The sequence below is a fragment of the Vibrio sp. 10N.286.52.F8 genome (assembly GCF_041468745.1).
GTDB lineage: Bacteria > Pseudomonadota > Gammaproteobacteria > Enterobacterales > Vibrionaceae > Vibrio > Vibrio crassostreae_C.
On sequence record NZ_JBFRJF010000029.1, the window covers coordinates 1 to 19,313 of the forward strand.

16 protein-coding genes are annotated in these 19,313 nt (G+C 44.6%); 5 read left to right on the top strand and 11 right to left on the bottom strand.

Translation table 11 applies throughout. From position 1 onward, the window contains the following. Positions 1-1,198, bottom strand: a 1,198-nt coding sequence (locus tag AB4133_RS14645) for an Ig-like domain-containing protein (protein WP_372224874.1), incomplete at its 3' end; no start/stop codon positions are given. A gap of 402 nt (positions 1,199-1,600) precedes the next feature. On the opposite strand from AB4133_RS14645, the gene AB4133_RS14650 reads away from it, so the two are divergent. The 4 genes from AB4133_RS14650 to AB4133_RS14665 all read left to right on the top strand — a co-directional run bounded on the left by AB4133_RS14650 (position 1,601) and on the right by AB4133_RS14665 (position 6,153). Next, the gene (locus AB4133_RS14650) at positions 1,601-2,908 is read left to right on the top strand and encodes a TolC family outer membrane protein (protein ID WP_372148349.1); all 1,308 of its coding nucleotides are present in this window, start codon (positions 1,601-1,603) and stop codon (positions 2,906-2,908) included. Then, entirely contained in the window at positions 2,908-3,525 is a 618-nt protein-coding gene (locus tag AB4133_RS14655; RefSeq protein WP_372224876.1) for an OmpA family protein, read from the top strand. Before AB4133_RS14650 ends, AB4133_RS14655 begins: the two co-directional genes overlap by 1 nt. 135 nt (positions 3,526-3,660) lie before the next feature. Then, complete coding sequence (locus AB4133_RS14660) at positions 3,661-4,011, top strand: DUF2750 domain-containing protein (RefSeq protein WP_017062305.1); 351 nt, start codon at positions 3,661-3,663, stop codon at positions 4,009-4,011. Between the two features lie 162 nt (positions 4,012-4,173). Next, on the top strand, positions 4,174-6,153 hold the full coding sequence (locus AB4133_RS14665; protein ID WP_136974303.1) for a diguanylate cyclase: 1,980 nt from the start codon (positions 4,174-4,176) through the stop codon (positions 6,151-6,153). Between the two features lie 7 nt (positions 6,154-6,160). Here AB4133_RS14665 and queC read toward each other — a convergent pair whose 3' ends face one another. Next, the gene (gene queC / locus AB4133_RS14670; RefSeq protein WP_136974304.1) at positions 6,161-6,856 is read right to left on the bottom strand and encodes a 7-cyano-7-deazaguanine synthase QueC; all 696 of its coding nucleotides are present in this window, start codon (positions 6,854-6,856) and stop codon (positions 6,161-6,163) included. A gap of 58 nt (positions 6,857-6,914) precedes the next feature. After that, a complete protein-coding gene (gene queE / locus AB4133_RS14675) occupies positions 6,915-7,583 on the bottom strand; it encodes a 7-carboxy-7-deazaguanine synthase QueE (protein WP_372224878.1) in 669 nt (222 codons plus the stop codon). Positions 7,584-7,767: 184 nt separating this feature from the next. Between queE and AB4133_RS14680 the strand changes: the two genes are divergently transcribed. Next, entirely contained in the window at positions 7,768-8,577 is an 810-nt protein-coding gene (locus AB4133_RS14680; protein ID WP_017062301.1) for a Cof-type HAD-IIB family hydrolase, read from the top strand. Positions 8,578-8,677: 100 nt separating this feature from the next. Here the strand turns inward: AB4133_RS14680 and AB4133_RS14685 are convergent, their stop codons facing one another. The 8 genes from AB4133_RS14685 to prpC form a co-directional block, all read right to left on the bottom strand. Continuing rightward, positions 8,678-10,090: an NUDIX domain-containing protein gene (locus AB4133_RS14685; protein WP_029235162.1), complete on the bottom strand. Its 1,413-nt coding sequence runs from the start codon at positions 10,088-10,090 to the stop codon at positions 8,678-8,680. An 86-nt stretch (positions 10,091-10,176) separates the two neighbouring features. Further along, positions 10,177-10,656, bottom strand: a complete 480-nt coding sequence (locus AB4133_RS14690) for an N-acetyltransferase family protein (RefSeq protein WP_372224880.1) — start codon at positions 10,654-10,656, stop codon at positions 10,177-10,179. A gap of 215 nt (positions 10,657-10,871) precedes the next feature. After that, the gene (locus AB4133_RS14695) at positions 10,872-11,273 is read right to left on the bottom strand and encodes a glycine zipper domain-containing protein (RefSeq protein ID WP_017062298.1); all 402 of its coding nucleotides are present in this window, start codon (positions 11,271-11,273) and stop codon (positions 10,872-10,874) included. A 238-nt stretch (positions 11,274-11,511) separates the two neighbouring features. Then, a complete protein-coding gene (locus AB4133_RS14700) occupies positions 11,512-11,958 on the bottom strand; it encodes a hypothetical protein (RefSeq protein ID WP_050648228.1) in 447 nt (148 codons plus the stop codon). 147 nt (positions 11,959-12,105) lie between these two features. Beyond that, entirely contained in the window at positions 12,106-14,010 is a 1,905-nt protein-coding gene (locus AB4133_RS14705) for a propionyl-CoA synthetase (RefSeq protein ID WP_372224882.1), read from the bottom strand. A 118-nt stretch (positions 14,011-14,128) separates the two neighbouring features. Continuing rightward, positions 14,129-15,301, bottom strand: coding sequence for a 2-methylaconitate cis-trans isomerase PrpF (gene prpF, locus AB4133_RS14710; protein ID WP_372224884.1), 1,173 nt, complete (start codon positions 15,299-15,301; stop codon positions 14,129-14,131). 9 nt (positions 15,302-15,310) lie between these two features. Then, positions 15,311-17,929: a Fe/S-dependent 2-methylisocitrate dehydratase AcnD gene (gene acnD, locus AB4133_RS14715; RefSeq protein ID WP_372224886.1), complete on the bottom strand. Its 2,619-nt coding sequence runs from the start codon at positions 17,927-17,929 to the stop codon at positions 15,311-15,313. Positions 17,930-18,030: 101 nt separating this feature from the next. Beyond that, positions 18,031-19,245: a 2-methylcitrate synthase gene (gene prpC, locus AB4133_RS14720; RefSeq protein WP_372224888.1), complete on the bottom strand. Its 1,215-nt coding sequence runs from the start codon at positions 19,243-19,245 to the stop codon at positions 18,031-18,033. Between the last annotated feature and the right edge of the window lie 68 nt (positions 19,246-19,313).

Here is a 19,313-nt window from a genome sequence, read left to right on the forward strand (position 1 = left end):
CAAGTTTGTTATTAACGATAGTCACCAGACCTTTGTCCGAGCTCACACTGTCTAAAGTGAACTGAGCACCATCGTCTAAATCGGTGTCGTTAGCCAGTACATCAACGGTTACGGTGCTGTTTTCTTCCACTGCACTAGTGTCGGCGTTTGCGATTGGAAGGTCATTAGTGCCTGTGACTGTGATAATTAACGTTGTTGTATCAGTTGCACCTTGGTCATCAGTTACTGTGACTGGTACTTCAATCTTTAGTTCTTCACCTTCGGATAGATAACCATAAGAAGACGCATCGAATTCATAACTACCGTCTTCGTTTAAAGTTAGACCTTCAACTAAGGTGTCCGTAGTAAACACTAGTGGTTCACCTACAGGTTGATCTACATCCGTAGCATTGATGCTACCGCTAATAACCTGGTCCTCTAATAAGGAACGGTCCTTAGGCTCTGCTACTGGCGCATCATTCACTGGCGTAACATCAATTGTGACAGTTAACGTGTCTGTCAGACCAGTTTCATCCGTCACGATAACTTGGAAGCTATCTGGGCCGTTATAGTTTGTATCTGGAGTGTATTGCCAAGAGCCATCTTCATTTAGGGTAAGGCTACCGTTAGAAGGGCCCGATTCAACTGAGAAGGTAAGAAGGTCATTATTTGCATCGGTCGCAGTTAACTGGCCGCTTAACAAAGTATCTTCTGGAACAGATGCACTTAGTGCATCTTCAAGCGCGCTAAAAGAAAGGTCTACAAAGATTGGCTCTTGTTGTGCGAAACGGAATTGCTCTAGAAGGCTCAGGCTTTGAGTTCGCGACATGCCCAGCGCTTCAAATCCCGTTGTTATAAATTCGGTTGCTGGGATCGTTTCTTCACCGTCTCGCTCTACAGTCCCACTAGTTGCCAAGCTAGAACCATTTTGACCAGCAGCGGTAGCGAACTCATCTCCTAACTCAGTAGGGTCTTCACCTTCTTCTAATGCGGCAAAAATATTTGCGATATCCTGGTCTAGTTCAACTTCACCGTCTTCAGGTGAAAAACGCTTAACTGATACCTGAGGTTCATTAGGTCCATTTTGAGATTCAAGAGTTACATCTCCAGCCTGTAGAGGCTCTCCCTCTTCGAGTACTCTAACCGTGCCATCAACTGAAATAACAATGCGCTGACCCAATGCAAGAGCACCGGTCAAATTCAATGCTGTAATGTCCATATCAACCCCTAAAAACCATTTTCGCTTGTCACGTCAACTTTGTGACATCTTATTTATAATATTAGCCTAAATATAACATTTAACATCACATAATTCCTAGTTATGAATCGTGCATTTAACATACCGAGTGACAAGGTAATGACGCTGATCACATCACACAATAATGAAAGTGCTCACACTATCAATATAAGTTATTGTGTTTGCGAAAAATAACAGAGCTAAAAACGTAAAATTGACGTTCTCAAAATCATCATAAAACGCACAGCAAACTGTTAACAACTTTACAACCATTTACGGTAGCTTCTCGAGCGAACGTTATTTTTTTGGCGGTTCATCTAAATTTCGTATCTAGCACATTAAAAAGCGTAGGTTTAGATGCAGTCCAATTTGGAGAGATGGAAATTGAATTACATTCAAACGACAACATTAGGGTTAGCTATAGCGCTAAGTTTGCCGACAACAGCACAAACCTTAGAGCAAGCCGTTGCGTTTACATTAGAAAGCAACCCTGAAATCAAAAGTGCTTATAACGAATATATCAGTAAGCGTTATCTTAACGACGCTTCTGGTGGTGCTTATCGACCAAGTATAGACCTAGATGGTGGGATTGGTTATGAACATACAGATCTTGCAACCAACCCTGGCACTACCGATCTGACTAGAAAAGAAGCAACAATCACCTTGACCCAGTTAATATGGGATGGCGCTAATACATCCAATGATATTGACCGTACTGCGGCTGATGCAGAGTCCGTGCGCTATCAACTACTATCTAACGCGCAAGACATCGCTTTAGAAGTAACAAAGGTTTATCTTGATGCAGTGAAAGCCTATGAAGTGCTTTCTCTTTCAGAAAGTAACTTAGCGACGCACAAAGAGATATATAACGATATTCGTAAGCGCGTGGAATCAGGTATTGGTTCAACCGCAGATATGTCACAAGTTGAAGCTCGTATTGCGAAAGCGCACGGGAATTTGCTTGCTGCTCAAAACAACCTTTTTGATACGCATACTCAGTTTAAAAGACTTGTTGGTCAATCTCCTTTAGGGTTAACTTTCCCTCGCGCAGATGCGGGTGCAATTCCTTATACCGTTGATGGTGCGTTGGCAAAAGCGTTTAACCAGCATCCAGTCATTAAGATTGCACAAGCCGATGTTGACTCAGCGAAGTTCCAATACAAACAATCTAAGAGTACCAACTACCCGACTGTTTCTTTTGAAGCCGCTCAAACTTGGCGTGATGACGCCGGTGGTACAGAAGGCAGCAGCGATGAGTTTTCTGCCATGGTTCGTTTAAGATACAACCTTTACAATGGTGGTTCGGATCAAGACCGCACAGAAAGTGCAGCCTACCAACTCAACAAAGCCAAGGACCTTCGCGAAAGTACTTACCGCAATGTAGAAGAGAGTCTACGTCTATCATGGAGCGCACTTGATTTAACGGTTCAGCAAAAAGAGTTCCTATCTGACCACGTAGACTCGGCATCAGACACGGTAATCTCATATGAGAAACAATACCGTATCGGTAAACGTACCCTTCTCGACTTACTTAACACTGAGAATGAATTATTCGAAGCTCGTAAAGGCTATTTAGATGCTAAGTATGACGAGCAATACGCAAAATATCGCGTAATGAACGCAACTGGTAACCTACTCATCGGTTTACGAGTTGAGATCCCAGAAGAATGGAATGAAAAGGTGGAATATTAATGAAGCTTACCAACACAGTATTATCGCTTTGCTTCATGGTTGTATCTGCCAATGCTTTAGCTGAAAACAACGAAGATGAATTCGAATATCGCGCTCTACCGCCGGTCACTCAAATTTACGATCTTCAAGATGATGACAATGACGGTGTAATAAACGCGCGAGATTTATGTCCCGATACACAAATTGGTGCCGAGATCGATAACGACGGTTGTGGATCATATTTCGAGTCATCGGAAAAGAAAGAGCTGCATATACTCTTCGCTAATAATTCAACGGAAATAAACCCTGTCTTTCTAGGGCAGATACGCCAAATGGCGGCATTTTTAAAGCGCTACGAAAGTACCAGCATTGAATTGCAAGGTTATGCCAGCAAAGTAGGTAACGCGGAACATAACCTAAAGCTTTCGAAAGAACGTGCATCACATGTAAGACGAGCGCTAATTAGCAACGGTATTCAGCCATCTAGAGTCAGCATCGTAGGTCATGGTGATTCTGAATTCAGCAGTGATGACACCCAAATCAATCACGCACTACATCGAAAAGTTGTTGCTTCCGTTATTGGATTTAAGGGTAATATCAAAGAAGAATGGCACATCTTCACCAAAATTAAAAAGTAGGCGTACCCAGCTTTTACCATACTGAAACGTTATCTTAAGTTAACGTTTCAGTATGGTGATAATTCCTTGAATAGCATATACCTAAGCCGTCTATAATGTTAATCTTGCCACGTTATCAACATAGAGAATTAATCCATGAGCAAACTAACAGCTGATACTCAAGCAAATCTAGAACTTTTCGTTTCTGAAACACAAGAAACTAAACTGGTATGGGGCCTTCGCAACGAAGAAGGTTGGCTAGCATGTGACTCAAGTGAATTCGAAAACAGCGAAGTGATGCCATTCTGGTCTTCAAAAGAAGATGCTCAAACTCACAACGTTGAAGAGTGGGCTGACTTCGAAGTATTAGAAATTCCACTAGATATCTTTGTAGAAGATTGGTTACTGACTCTTGCTGAAGACGGCGTTCTTGTTGGTACTAACTGGAATGCAACATTAGAAGGCAAAGAACTTGAGCCTTCTGACCTAGCGAAATTATACATCTAATTTCCGATATCGGTCGCACGATTCGCGCGACCGATATACCTCTGATTAGTATCAATAAATTAGAGACCTACCTCGCATAACCACGTAGTCGCACCATTCAAAATTTGAAGCAACATCAAACTAATAATAGAATATCGTTCTTTATCTGATTGATCGTCTCTTGTGAATCACTTCGTTTTTGTTACCTTTCTACTATTCATTAGCTTTTGTTCTTATAGCCAAGTATCAACATCAGATCGTGACCACAATTCACCAGTCTATACCTCCAATCTAAGCTCTACTCCAAATGCTGATTGGAACGCGCTTTATCTCTCTACTTTAAACCACTCTCCTGAGCGCGCATTAAACATGCTGCAAACACGCTACATCGGCTCAACGGTTTATGGAGATAAGCTTTACCTTGCGTCTCTTCTGTATCAATACATGAGCCACCGAGATCAGCCGTTCTACGGAATCGCTTCAAACGACAATGACTACCAAGCGATAGAAACAGCGTTTATTTCTGCTCTGAGGAAAGACGGCAAAGGCCAATATGAACAAGCACAACAAGGCTTTCTAACACTTTTGGCGAAAATGCAATCTCGCAGTGATTTAACTGGTAAAGCCTTACTAAAGTACCAGCTATGCCGATCGCTTAACGAGCAAGCTAAATACCATCAAGCGAACTATTACTGCTCTGCCCTTCAGTCAGATTTACATGACATCGCTGACCCTGTATTACCAAAATTCGGGACTTATCGAGTCATCGCGAACAATCATCATTTCCGCAGTGACTATCAAGCTGCACTAGACACCTACCTATCACTAATAAACGTGTTTCCACAAGGGCATGATATTTCAGGGGTTTACAACGATGTGGGTAACTTGCTCAAAGAATTAAAGCAATATGAAAAATCGGCGGAGTATCTAGAGCAAGCTCTCATTCTCAGAGTAAACGCTTCAGATTTAATGAAAGCACAAGTGCATCACAGCCTTGCGGATCTCTACCTTAACCAAGAGCAAAGTGAACTAGCAATTCACCACTTTCAGACAGCAAGAACACTGCTGAGCTCAACGTCGCATAGCTACGGTATTGCACTCACAAGTCTTGGCTTAGGAAAAGCGTACACTCAAACGAAAAACTATGATGTGGCGAGAACCTACCTAATTGAGTCTCTTTCAGCTTCGAGCGAACTGAGCAATGATGTCATTCGCATCAATGCTTACTTGGCGATCAGCGATATGTTCGAAGAACAGAAACTGCCAACGGAAGCACTCAACTATGCTCAACAAGCGCTAGAATTAGCTGAACAAGTCACAAGGCATAAATACATCGCGCAGTCACTTCTTCAGCTTTCTGATATTCATCAATCACTCAGCGATTACCAACAAGCTTTCTATTTCTACCAGCGATACTCTTCAATACAAATGGAAGCTAGAGATATCGACAATCGACTCGCACTCGAAGCGCTCGGCCTGACGCACGCCAAATATGAACAAGAACTAGAAAGCTCTTTCCTGACACATCAGACGAAACTCGACCGCGTTCAAATTGAAAAAATGGAACATCAAAGATGGATGTACAACATCGTTGTTATTCTGTTGCTTTGCGCTGCAAGCTTCACGGTATTGATAAACAAAACGGTTCGCGCAAAAGCAGCAATTGATGGCTTAACGAAAGCATATAGCCGAACTGAGATAATTCGAAGAATCAAAAGAGTGAAACGCTGTAAAGGGACGGACAAACAGCATGTGCTCGTGCTGCTCGATCTAGATAAGTTTAAGAAGATTAATGATGAGCATGGGCACCCTACTGGTGATCGGGCACTGGTCCATATTAGTGATCAAATTAGAAAACACTTAGTGAATGGTGAATTGTTTGGTCGCTTAGGGGGTGAAGAATTTGTCATCATATTAACCGATACCCCACCAGCAGAGGTACGAGAACGCGTTGAAGAGTTGCACTACGCCATTTCAAGCACTGTCTTTTTATCAGAAAGCAAAAAGTCACTTAATGTGACCGCGAGTTTTGCTTATCTAGCAACCTCAAACGCATTAAGTGACTTTGATGACTTGTATTCAGTGCTCGACCAAGCACTCTATCAAGCCAAAAGCAACGGCCGAAACTGCATCATTGATGCTTACAACGAACCAATTGATTGACCTGAGGTTATTTATTCTCAGTCTGTTTGCGAACCAACTCAGCCATAATACCTTCACGATCACCTAGGTAATCGTTAAGGCCAACTTTACGCAGTTCACACGCTGGGCAATCGCCACAACCATCCCCGACAATGCCATTGTAACAAGTCAGTGTTTTATTTCGAACAAGCTCAAGTGCTGAGTACTGGTCGGCCAACGCCCATGTTTCAGCTTTGTTGAGCCACATTAACGGTGTTTTAATATCAAGCGGCTTGTCCATACCTTGTACAAGCGCAGAGTTCATCGCTTTCACAAAGTCATTACGACAATCAGGGTAGCCTGAGAAATCAGTTTCACACACGCCCGTGATTACGGTATTTGCACCGATTTGGTAAGCGTAAATACCCGCTAGAGTCAGAAATAGAATATTACGACCAGGAACGAATGAATTCGGCAGCCCATTCTCTTGCAGCTCATGAGACACAGGAATATCGTCACGAGTCAAAGAGCTGATAGCCAGTTCATTCAACAGAGTCACATCCATCACTTTGTGCGCTTTCACACCAAGCTCTTTCGACAATGACTCAGCAACTTCAATCTCGAGTCTATGGCGCTGACCATAATCAAACGTAATCGCATGAACTTCATCATACTTTTTTAATGCTTGAACAAGACACGTTGTTGAGTCTTGACCACCACTGAATACTACCACTGCTTTTTTCATCTTAAATCCTTACGAGAACCTTCTACTAGCGACTTATCTTGCCCAGTAAAAATACAACCTATGCGATGCTCAAATATTTGTGAGTTTGTATTGATAAGCGCCAATTGCGCTCAATGCAGGTATCAATACAAAGCTGAGTAGCGCGGTCTTTTTGGCTGATTGGTTGCAGAGCGATAACAGTGTCGTTAGGAACTGCTGCTCGCTCCAATAAACCGTCAAGTTGTTCGATGTCTTTGCTTGTACCTACTGGATGCTTAATTTCGTTAGCACGTTGCAAGGCGCTATCTAAGATTTCCAGTTTCGCTTTCATCGCCACTTTCGGTGACACCGTAACCCAAGTTTCCGGTGTGGCTTTAACTTCTGATGTTCCGCTAGTCTCAATCTGACAGCGACAACCGTGCTGCTCAAACGCTTCAGTAAGAGGAACAAGATCATAAATGCATGGCTCACCACCAGTAATCACAATGTGCTTAGCAGTGTAACCTTGCTTGATATATTCATTCACGATTCCTTGAGCATCGATTGCTGACCAAGTAGGTGAATCTTCTGTCTTAACCATAATATCGCCAAGGCTGGTTTCCTCTTCTGGCAACGCTTCCCAGGTCTGCTTGGTATCACACCAAGAACAGCCCACTGGGCAAATTTGCAGACGAACAAAAACAGCGGGAACGCCAGTAAACACGCCCTCACCCTGAATGGTTTCAAACATTTCATTAATCTTGTACAACTTTCCCTCAGCTCAATCATTTGATGAAATTAATCAACCGCAGACCTTAAAGCACTTCCCCCTTTTGGTCAAACAAATGAGTACTGATAAATGAGTTGATCAAAGCCCTAGCCTGAACTTTCAAGTTCCCTTATCCTTTCGCCCATAGATTTCGTTAGCTTTTAATTTTTTAGTAAGGAACAACATGTACAAACTGATTGCTCTTGATATGGATGGCACACTACTCAACAGTGAAAAAGTGATTTCTCAAGAGAACAAAGACGCAATCGCCAAAGCACGAGCTGCAGGTGTGAAAGTAGTTCTCGCTTCTGGTCGCCCTTTAGAAGGCATGCAAAGCAAATTAGATGAGCTTTCGATTGACGGCGAAGATGACTTTGTACTCTTCTACAACGGCTCTATGGTTCAGAACGTATCGACAAAAGAGATCATTCACAGTGAGATCAGCAACGGTAAAGCCGCAAAAGAGATTGCTGCCCTCGCTGAACAGCTTGGTGGTTATGTCCATGCTTTCAGCAAGATCCACGGCTTAATCACACCTGAGAACAATGAGTACACTGGTATTGAAGCGCGTATTAATTGCTTAGATATAACCGAGTTCGACTTTTCTCAACTAGAAGATGACCACGAAATCATCAAAACTATGATTGTCGCTGAACCAAGCAAGCTGACTGAAATCATCGGTAAGTTGCCACAAGAGCTTAAGACTCAGTTTACTATCGTACAAAGTGCACCATTCTTCTTAGAGTTCCTAAACCCGAAATCAAACAAGGGTGTCGGTATTGAAGCGATAGCGAAACACTTAGGCATTAAAGCGGAAGAAGTCATCTGCATGGGTGATGCTGAAAACGATCACCATATGCTTGAATACGCAGGCCTTGGCATTGCAATGGAAAACGCAATGGAAGAAACCAAGAAACTGGCGGATCACATCACAGCTAGCAACGACGACCATGGTGTAGCGGTCGCGATTGAGAAGTTTATCTTCAACTCATAAACGCTCAACAGGTTCTAATAAGAATTACTTTTTGCTTGTTTCAGAAATGACAAAGGCTGTGCACTGCACAGCCTTTTTGATTTTGTGTTAGTCGAGTCGCTTACTCTCTTTTCCATGGCAGACGAAATGCCACCACACCAAACAGAATCAAGATTGGGAAACGTAACGTTTCAACAATAAATGAAGCAATACCGCTGAAAGAGACAAAGCTTCCAGCCCAGCTAATCAGCAGATTTCCCGCTAACAACATCGCCATCACTCCAAGAACGATCTTGAATGAGAACTGACCAACCAAAGGTTTCGAGTCTGTTAACGTCACTAGGCATGCAATCGTCATCAAAATCGCCACCCAGAATGAGAATGTTGGCAGTGGCCATATCACCGTCAGAACAATCGACAGTAAGCACAATGCCCACCAAACACCTTTAGAACTCAATAAGGCGCTAATATCAACATCCGGTTTCGCGTCTAATCTCACGATATGCCACGTCGTTAAAGCGCCTAATACGCCACCCATTAATACATCACTAAAAAACGCACTACCTGAATAAGACTTAAATAGCATGATCCACAGCAGGCCAGCGAGCACTACCAGAATGGCTTTTTGCTCCAAGAGGCGCTTTAGTTTCCAAAAGACTAACAAGGTTAAACTGACCCACAAGGCAGCCAACAGACTTGGAAAACTATACCCACTGCTCATCACCAGTTTCAATGTTGGCAAGTAAGCGTGTGGACGTGGAAAACCAAAACCTTGGTGCGCGATTAAAGTAAGTAGTGTCACCGAGATCAAAGTGAAGCCAAACTTCAACGCGAAGTTACGGCCAAAGTACCAAGCAATTAACGGCAATATCACAATGAAGACCCATGGCTTGGCCAACAAGTCAGTCAAAAGCACAGTATTCGCAAATACGCTTGGCATCTTATCGAACGTGTTTTGAAGTGACACAATCCAATTTAATTCAACTTGATGGACTTTGGGTGCCGCGCCCACCAGCTCAGTCACATACGTCACCGGTTGATCTGTCGCAGATAAAAACAGCTCGTTAATCTCAGACCACTGTTCTGGGTAGCGGTATTGGTGATCTTGCAATTCAGTAGGAGGAAGTAACATCGCTCGGCTGACTTCCACGCCATAATGAGGAGCAAACCAAATCGGCAGCTCAAAGCCACCTAACTCATTTCGAGCCTTGTAACTGATCACTTCAGAGTCAGAAATACAATCAAACACGACGGCACTGTCGGTATAACCTAGCACATCACCGACCGTTACCGACAAACCAGCCTCTTCCCACGTTTCACGTTGCGCCGCGACGGCTGGCGGCTCACCTGAAACAACAGTGCCTCCCGGTAGAGACAATTGACCGGTGATCAACTCATCAACCAACACGATTTGGTTATCAGCACGTACTACACACAAGGCGCCCGCGATATGATCGGGCAAAGTGTCGTTTGCCCAAGCGGAAGTAGTACTCAAAAGAGATAGTATGAAAACTAATAAATATCGAATAACCAACGAGTTTACCTAAAAAATAATAGAAGAATATTGAAGACTGCTGTTGCAGTTGAACTATTGTAATCAAAGCCACACAAAATCGCTGTCTACGTTTTGTGCAAAGCCTTCCTCATCCATTGAATGTGAGGTGTGAACCCCATTTTTTGATAGAAGTCCTTGGCAGGCGAGTTAAAGTCCCAAACTTCTACAAAGACTTGTTCAACCCCATAATCATCAAAAGTACTTTCAACTTTGTTAAACAACTTTTCAGCAATCGATTCTTTTCGATAATCAGGCAAGACAAACAGTTCATCGACACTTCCCATCGGCACTGGTTTGCTGACCGTTGAGATAAGCTCACAAAAATGCCCAGAGATAAAGCCAACAATGAGCTCTCCTTTTAATGCCACATAAACCAAACATTCAGGGTCATCCAAGTATCGTGCAATGCTTTTTTCCTGCTCAATATCTTCTGCCGTTTTAAAGTGCTCTGGGCTAGCAAGGTGGTGGTGATGGTGGAGATCGAACATTAACTCGTTAAGTTGTTCTAAATCCGCGTGCTTTGCGGCCCTTAAGGTGACATTCATGACTATTGCGCTTCTCAAACCAAATTAATATCTAAACTGAGTCTAGTTTACTTGGCGTGAGTATCTATACAAGTTATTGAATTAATTCATTGTTTGAAGTGTGTATTTTAGATACAAAAACGGCCACATTACGTGGCCATTCTGTTTGAATGATTTTGAATTAAACGAATATCGAAGCTATGGTTTTTGCTGTGGCTTTTGCTGTAGCTTCAGCTTTATGCACCGTTATCTTCTTTCTCTTCTTTGAGATCAGCAAGCTGTTGTTCCAGTTCAATAAGCTTAATTTCCGCCTCTACTTCCGCAACTCGCTTTTCTGCATCAGTGCGATTGTCTTGCGCTAGACCATCAGCAGTAACTTGGGTTCGTTGTGCGTTTCTTGCATCGTCCGTATCTTTCATTGAACCCGCAACACCACCAGTCACACCACCTAATGCAGCGCCCTTAACGGCTAAACTCGCATCTCCAGTTAGAGCGCCGGCTGTTGCTCCTAATAAAGCACCACCTACCGCACCACGATTACGTGCGGCATTCTCATTTTCGTTATCCATTGCTGGTGATGCGCAACCAGAAAGAGTCACAATCAGTGTCGCTAAAAGAAAAGGTTTAGTGAATTTCATAGGAGTCTCGCTTAGTTCTTCGTTTGGAGTAGAGCCATCTTAAGCAGAACCGTTAATGAAATAAATAAAGCCACGTTTAGACGATACATCATGTTCAGTTATGTATCATTCAACCATCGCATAAGTGCTTATTGATATATATCTTTGAGCTCGCCTTAGCCTGACAAACAAAAAAGGCGACCAATAAGGTCGCCTCAATCGAGCTTTCTCAATAATTCTTGTCTTTCACATATCTCTCTTAGCCTTTAGACCAAAAGTTTTGCATGTTTGCTACGCTAGGTGGTGGCCTAACACCACAATCTCGATAATGATTTTTATCGCCGATCCCCAGTATCTTGCCATTTTCGTCATCAATCATAGCCGCAACTTTAACACCGTCTCCCACATGGCGAGTTAACACGACAATTTCACCAGCTCTTTCAGACCTTACTGCGCCTAAGATTTGATATTCGTAGCGGCCTTTCCTTGAATTAACGATCATCTTCGAGTTAATAGGGTCGGCTTCATATCCCACACCAATATCAAAAACCGCTTGATAGAGATCGACGCCAGTCTTTGATACACATTTAAATACCTTGGGATGACTCAAAGGTTCTAACAACGCTCTACTCGCTTCATCCTTTGAAATACTGGCACTAGCAGCACCACTGACCAATAAAGCAATCAACAAAAAGTAAGCTCGCATAAAAAGACCTCAATATGTGGGATTCATAATGAGGTCATAGTAAACGCAATGGATAAGCGGATGAATAAAGTAGAGTTTAGGTAAACCATCACGCCGGATTATGTATAAATCAACAAGCCGAAGGTGAGATTACCTAAACTGCGACGTCTATTTGCCGAGCTTTTCAGCAATTTCAGTTAAGCTGGTAGGGTCGTCAATAGTTGAAGGCACCACATATTGTTCACCTTCTGCGATCTGCCGGATCGTTCTACGTAAGATCTTACCTGAGCGCGTCTTAGGTAACCTCTCAACAACCAAGGCTTGCTTAAAACAAGCTACCGCGCCGATCTCATTACGAACCTTGCCAACCAATTCCCTTTGCAACTCAATGCCATCGACTTTTACGCCATCTTTTAACACAACTAGACCTAAAGGAAGTTGTCCTTTCAAGTCATCGTGAATCCCGACTACCGCACATTCTGCAATGGCTGGGTGACCACCCACGATCTCTTCCATTTCTCCAGTCGACAGACGGTGTCCCGCTACGTTTATCACATCGTCGATACGGCCCATAATAAATAGATACCCATCTTCATCGAGATAGCCACCGTCCCCAGAAACATAATAGCCTGGGAATTGGCTCAGATAGCCAGATTCAAATCGATCATGATTACGCCAAACCGTTGGCAGACAACCGGGTGGTAGTGGACGTTTGAGTGCAACAAAGCCTTGCTGATTTGGCTGTGCCGTTTCACCCAATTCATTAAGAATCTCGACTTGGTAACCGGGCACAGGCTTAGTTGAAGAACCTGCTTTCACTGGCAAAGATTCCAGCCCTGTCGGATTGGCAGAAATAGCCCAACCCGTTTCGGTTTGCCACCAGTGGTCAATAACCGGTTTATTGGTATGAGACTCAACCCAATCCAATGTTGGCGGGTCCAAACGCTCTCCCGCCATAAAAATCGACTTGAGCGATGATAAGTCATACTTGGTGAGTAACTCGCCTTCAGGATCTTCTTTCTTGATAGCTCTAAATGCCGTTGGCGCAGAAAATAACACATCGACGTTGTATTCTTCACACACACGCCAGAATGCGCCGGGATCTGGCGTTCTGACTGGCTTGCCTTCAAACAAAATGGTCGTACAGCCATGAATCAATGGCGCATACACAATATAGGAATGCCCCACTACCCATCCGACATCAGAAGCAGCCCAAAACACGCCATCTTGCGGCATATCGTAGATAGTGCTCATCGAGTATTTCATTGCGACCGCATGACCACCATTATCGCGCACCACGCCTTTTGGCTTACCCGTCGTTCCTGATGTATACAAGATATATAGTGGGTCAGTTGCTAGAACGGGCACACACACGTGAGGCAAAGCATCGTTAACCGCTTGTTGCCAAAGTACATCGCGTTCGTTGTTCAATTCGGCTAGAGACTGCTCTCTTTGGAATACCACCACTTTCTCAGGCTTCCATCGGCTGTCCATGATCGCGCGATCGACCATCGGCTTATATGGCAGGACTTTATTTATCTCGACACCGCAGGATGCAGTAATCAACACCTTGGGCTCGGCATCTTCAATTCGAACGGCAAGCTCATGAGGGGCAAAACCACCAAACACCACCGAATGCACCGCACCTAGTCGTGCACAGGCCAACATTGCCATCGCCGCTTCAGGAATCATTGGCATGTAGATCACCACACGATCACCTTTGGTAACGCCTTGCGTGGCTAACATACCAGCGACTTTAGCCACTTGGTTACGCAATTGATTGTAAGTGTACGAGGATTGAGTTCCTGTAACTGGAGAGTCGTAAATCAGTGCGGTATTGTCACCTCGCCCATTTTCACAATGATAATCCAGCGCGAGCCAGCAGGTGTTCATCACCCCATCAGGAAACCAACGCTCAATTCCGTTATCGTCAGTTTGTAATATCGTTTTTGGTGGTTCAAACCAATCTATCGCTTGTGATTGTGTTTCCCAAAACGAATTTGGGTCTTCCCTCGCCCATTGATACTCGGTGATGTAATCTGTTTTTCTAGTCATTCGATTCGTAGCAGACATAGTGCCTCCTCCATGATTTATCCATTAGTCCAAGCGACTAGCTTTTAACAGTTTCACTTGGGTGCACTCTTTTCTCAGCGTTGTATTCGTGAACATTTAACCGTTCACGACAATCGCTTTACTTGGGAAAAGGCACACGAATGGCACCTTCCATGATCACTCGGGCACTACGACTCATAATCGCCCTCTCAATTCTCCACCCACTTTCGCCTTGTATCGCTTTAGCACCCACTTTTAAGGTTCCTGATGGATGACCAAAAGTCACAAAATCTCGGGAACCCTCACCGGCTGCCAAGTTCACTAAGGTGCCAGGAACACTTGCCGCTGAAGCAATAGCAACCGCAGCCGTACCCATCATGGCATGGTGCAGTTGCCCCATAGACAAAGCACGCACCAGAAGGTCAGTATCTTCGACAGCAACCGATTTACCACTGGAAGCTTGGTACGCTTGAGGCTTAGCAACAAACGCGACTTTAGGTGTATGTTGACGTGATTCAGCTTGTTCTAAAGAATCAATAAGACCCATTGCTACTGCACCATGTGCTCGTATGGATTCAAACAGAGCCAAGGCTTTGGTATCACTGTTAATATCCGATTGAAGCTCTGTGCCTTGGTAGCCAACCGATTCAGCATCAACAAAAATGGTGGGTATCCCAGCATTAATGTATGTCGCTTTGATGCAACCCAGATCTGGAACATCTAAAAAATCGACAACATTCCCTGTCGGAAACATTGAACCACTCGCATCGGCTGGGTCTAGAAAATCAACTTGGATCTCAGCGGCGGGGAAAGTCACACCGTCGAGTTCAAAATCACCTAACTCTTGAACTTCGCCACCAGCGATAGGTACATAAACAATAATGGTTTTCTCTATGTTCACTTGCCATACTCGCACCTCGACCACACCGTTTTCTGGAATACGATTCGAGTCGACTAGGCCACTATGAATAGCAAATGGGCCCACTGCAGCAGACAGATTGCCGCAGTTACCACTCCAGTCCACAAACGGCTTATCAATGGCAACTTGGCCGAATAGGTAGTCAACATCGTGATCGGCTTTACTACTTTTCGAAACAATCACGGTTTTACTGGTACTGGATGTTGCACCACCCATACCATCGGTTTGTTTGCCATAAGGATCTGGACTACCAATCACGCGCAGAAGTAATGCGTCTCGAGCTTCTCCGGCAACTTGCGCAGCTTCAGGTAAGTCACTTAAGTTGAAAAAAACGCCTTTGCTTGTTCCGCCCCGCATGTAGGTAGCAGGTACTTTTATCTGTTTGATGTTCATAACTAGCTCCTACTGTGAAAGAAAGTCTTTGGCAAAACGCTGCAACACACCACCAGCGCTATACACATTCACTTCATCTGCGGTATCTAATCGACAGGTTACTGGCACATCAAGCTTTTCACCGCTTTTACGAGTGATCACTAAAGCCAAGTCTGAACCTGCTTCAATGTCGCCGTACACGTCGTAAAGCTCGGTACCGTCCAATTCTAAGGTATTGCGATTGGTCCCCGCTTTGAATTGCAGAGGCAACACGCCCATGCCAACCAAGTTGGTTCTGTGAATTCGTTCAAACCCTTCAGCAACAATCACTTCAACACCCGCTAGACGCACACCTTTGGCTGCCCAGTCACGTGATGAACCTTGTCCATAATCGGCACCCGCCACGACAATCAAAGGTTGTTTACGATTCATGTAGGTTTCAATCGCTTCCCACATTCGCGTAACTTGACCTTCAGGTTCAACTCTTGCCAATGAACCTTGCACGACTTCTCCAACGTCCTTCACCATTTCGTTATACAGCTTAGGGTTGGCGAATGTTGCTCGTTGCGCGGTTAAGTGATCACCTCGATGGGTCGCATAAGAGTTAAAGTCCTCTTCCGGCACTTCCATTTTGGTGAGGTATTCCCCCGCCGCGCTCGAAGCGAGAATCGCATTTGAAGGGGATAAGTGATCTGTGGTGATGTTGTCCCCCAGAATCGCTAAAGGTCTCATCCCTGAAAGGCTTCGTTCCCCCGCAAGAGCCCCTTCCCAATAAGGTGGTCTTCGGATATAGGTACTTTGAGGTCGCCAGTCATAAAGCGGTTCAGTAGTCACCTGCTCCTCGTCTGGCTGGAACATTTTTACGTAGATTTGTTGGAATTGCTGAGGCTTAACATGCACACCGACAACAGCATCGATCTCTGCATCACTCGGCCATAAATCGCTTAAGTAGATTGGCTTACCATAGTTGTCAGTGCCTAAGCTGTCTTTCTCGATATCAAAGCGAATCGTACCCGCCAAGGCATAAGCAACCACTAATGGCGGTGAGGCTAAAAACGCTTGTTTTGCATAGGGATGGATTCGACCATCGAAATTTCGATTCCCTGACAACACAGCGGTTGAGTACAGGTCGCGGTCGATGATCTCTTGTTGAATTTTAGGATCCAACGCACCACTCATTCCATTACAGGTTGTGCACGCATAACCGACGATACCGAAACCTAATTGTTCCAGCTCAGGAAGCAAACCCGCCGACTCGAGATAGAGCTTGGCAACTTTAGAACCTGGAGCAAATGACGTTTTCACCCACGGTTTACGAACTAATCCAAGCTGATTGGCTTTCTTAGCCACCAATGCTGCGGCGACCACATTTCTTGGATTACTGGTGTTAGTACAAGAGGTAATCGCTGCGATGATTACGGCACCATCAGGCATCTGATCATCCCTGTACTGCTTAGCATGCTGCTCTTTCCAAGATGTTTGACTGATACCTTGTTCAGCCAGCTCTCTGGTTGGCAAACGGCGATGAGGGTTAGACGGCCCTGCAAGATTGCGCTCAACCTTCGATAAATCAAACTCAAGTACACGCTCATATTGAGCAGAATCGAGATCGTCAGCCCATAGCCCAGTTTGCTTGGCGTAGCGTTCAACTAGTTCAACCTGCTCAGGCTCTCGACCAGTGAGTTTCAGGTATTGAATAGTCTGCTCATCGATATAGAACATACCCGCTGTCGCACCATATTCTGGCGTCATGTTAGATATCGTTGCGCGGTCACCAATAGTCAGAGCACGAGCCCCTTCACCGAAGAATTCCAAATAGCTTGAGACCACTCTCTCATTGCGAAGGAACTCAGTAATCGCAAGCACAATATCCGTTGCGGTGATCCCTTCTTGTCGTTGACCCGTTAGTTTAACGCCGACAATATCAGGCAAACGCATCATTGACGGACGACCGAGCATCACTGTCTCAGCTTCCAAGCCGCCCACACCAATCGCAATAACGCCCAGAGCATCGACATGAGGAGTATGGCTGTCTGTGCCGACACAGGTATCAGGAAACGCGACGCCTTCTTTAGATTGAATAACTGGAGACATTTTCTCCAAGTTAATCTGGTGCATGATCCCGTTACCTGCGGGAATCACACTCACGTTTTTAAACGCGGTTTTACACCATTCGATAAAGTGAAAACGGTCTTCGTTTCTTCGCTCTTCAATCGCTCGGTTTTTATCAAAGGCTTCGCTATCAAAACCTGCATGTTCCACGGCTAAAGAGTGATCAACAATCAGTTGAGTTTCGACCACTGGATTAACCTTGGCAGGGTCTCCACCTTGGTCAGCAATCGCATCTCGTAAGCCAGCTAAATCTACTAAAGCGGTTTGACCCAAAATGTCATGACACACGACACGTGCTGGATACCAAGGAAAATCTAAGTCGCTCTTACGCTCGATGATCTGTTTTAAGCTATCTTCAAGTGCAGCTGGATCACAACGTCTTACCAATTGTTCCGCCAGCACTCTCGACGTATAAGGCAAGGTTTTATAGCTGCTCGGAGATATCGCATCTACCGCTTCACGAGCGTCGAAATATTCTAAATGGGTACCGGGTAAAGGCTTACGGTACTGCTTTGGTTCAAATTTCACATCAGACATACATCCACCATTATCTGTTAAATTCTATTCGTTGGTTCTCGAGGTCTTATCACATGAAGATAAAAGTCACCTCGAGATATAAGTCGGCTCGATATAGAGAACTAACGTAAATGGATTGGCAGCCAGTCTTGATGCTCTGGCCCGGTGTAGTCTGCACTTGGGCGAATGATGCGATTATTTTCTCTTTGCTCGAACACGTGTGCTGTCCAGCCTGTAAGGCGACTCATCACAAAGATTGGCGTGAACAGTTTGGTTGGGATGTCCATGAAGTGATAGGCAGAGGCATGGAAGAAATCCGCATTACAGAACAAGCCTTTCTCACGCTTCATGACTGCTTCAACACGCTCTGAAACGGCGTAAAGCTGTTCATCTCCCACCTCTTGAGCAAGCTCTTTTGACCAACGCTTGATTAAGGCATTTCGAGGATCGCTTTCACGATAAATAGCATGACCGAAGCCCATTATTTTGTCTTTGTTAGCAAGCATCTGCATGATGTTGGTTTCGGCTTCATCGGCGGTTTGCCAATCTTGGATCATTTCCATTGCCGCTTCATTCGCACCACCATGCAGCGGGCCTCTTAGTGTGCCAATTGCTGCTGTAACGCACGAATGAATATCCGACAGTGTTGACGCACAAACACGAGCGGCAAAGGTAGAGGCATTAAACTCATGTTCCGCGTAAAGGGTTAGCGAGCAGTGCATCACCTTCTTATGAAGTTCACTAGGCGTTTTGTCAGTCAACATCTTCAAGAAATAGCCACCCAAACATGCTTCGCTTTGATCTTCCGTATCAATGCGCACGCCATCATGGCTAAAGCGATACCAGTAACAAATAATCGCAGGGAAAAGCGCGAGCATTCGTTCAGTCGCAGGCAATTGTTCTGAAAAATCAGATTCTTGCTCTAGATTACCTAGCATCGAACAACCCGTTCTCATCACATCCATTGGGTGAGCGTCTGCAGGAATAAGCTCCAACAATGCTTTCAAAGGTTGAGGTAAACCACGTAAACCAACCAACAATGTTTTGTAATCGTCTAGCTCTTTTTCATTGGGCAAATGGCCTCTCAATAGCAGATGTGCCACTTCTTCAAACTGAGCGTGGTTAGCAAGATCGGTAATGTCATAGCCACGGTAAGTTAAACCCGTTCCTGATTTTCCTACCGTACATAGCGCAGTCGACCCTGCACTTTGACCACGTAGACCAGCACCACCGATTGCCGGTGCGCTGGCTGAGTTGCTTGCTGTTTTTTCGCTTTGTTGTAGATTTTCTGTTGAAGCCTTATCGACAGCTGCTTTATCACTCAAAGATACAGACATGGTGAACTCCTTTTCTGTGTTAGTCGCCTGCACTCTTTGGTGCTGCCTGTTTATGTATCCGATGATCT

Excerpts from the sequence above, each read along its gene's own strand:
- AB4133_RS14705 (WP_372224882.1), bottom strand. The coding sequence starts at position 14,010 with ATGTCTGCTACGAATCGAATGACTAGAAAAACAGATTACATCACCGAG.
- prpF (WP_372224884.1), bottom strand. The coding sequence starts at position 15,301 with ATGAACATCAAACAGATAAAAGTACCTGCTACCTACATGCGGGGCGGA.
- AB4133_RS14700 (WP_050648228.1), bottom strand. The coding sequence starts at position 11,958 with ATGCGAGCTTACTTTTTGTTGATTGCTTTATTGGTCAGTGGTGCTGCT.
- AB4133_RS14695 (WP_017062298.1), bottom strand. The coding sequence starts at position 11,273 with ATGAAATTCACTAAACCTTTTCTTTTAGCGACACTGATTGTGACTCTT.
- AB4133_RS14680 (WP_017062301.1), top strand. The coding sequence starts at position 7,768 with ATGTACAAACTGATTGCTCTTGATATGGATGGCACACTACTCAACAGT.
- AB4133_RS14660 (WP_017062305.1), top strand. The coding sequence starts at position 3,661 with ATGAGCAAACTAACAGCTGATACTCAAGCAAATCTAGAACTTTTCGTT.
- queC (WP_136974304.1), bottom strand. The coding sequence starts at position 6,856 with ATGAAAAAAGCAGTGGTAGTATTCAGTGGTGGTCAAGACTCAACAACG.
- prpC (WP_372224888.1), bottom strand. The coding sequence starts at position 19,245 with ATGTCTGTATCTTTGAGTGATAAAGCAGCTGTCGATAAGGCTTCAACA.
- AB4133_RS14690 (WP_372224880.1), bottom strand. The coding sequence starts at position 10,656 with ATGAATGTCACCTTAAGGGCCGCAAAGCACGCGGATTTAGAACAACTT.
- acnD (WP_372224886.1), bottom strand. The coding sequence starts at position 17,929 with ATGTCTGATGTGAAATTTGAACCAAAGCAGTACCGTAAGCCTTTACCC.
- AB4133_RS14655 (WP_372224876.1), top strand. The coding sequence starts at position 2,908 with ATGAAGCTTACCAACACAGTATTATCGCTTTGCTTCATGGTTGTATCT.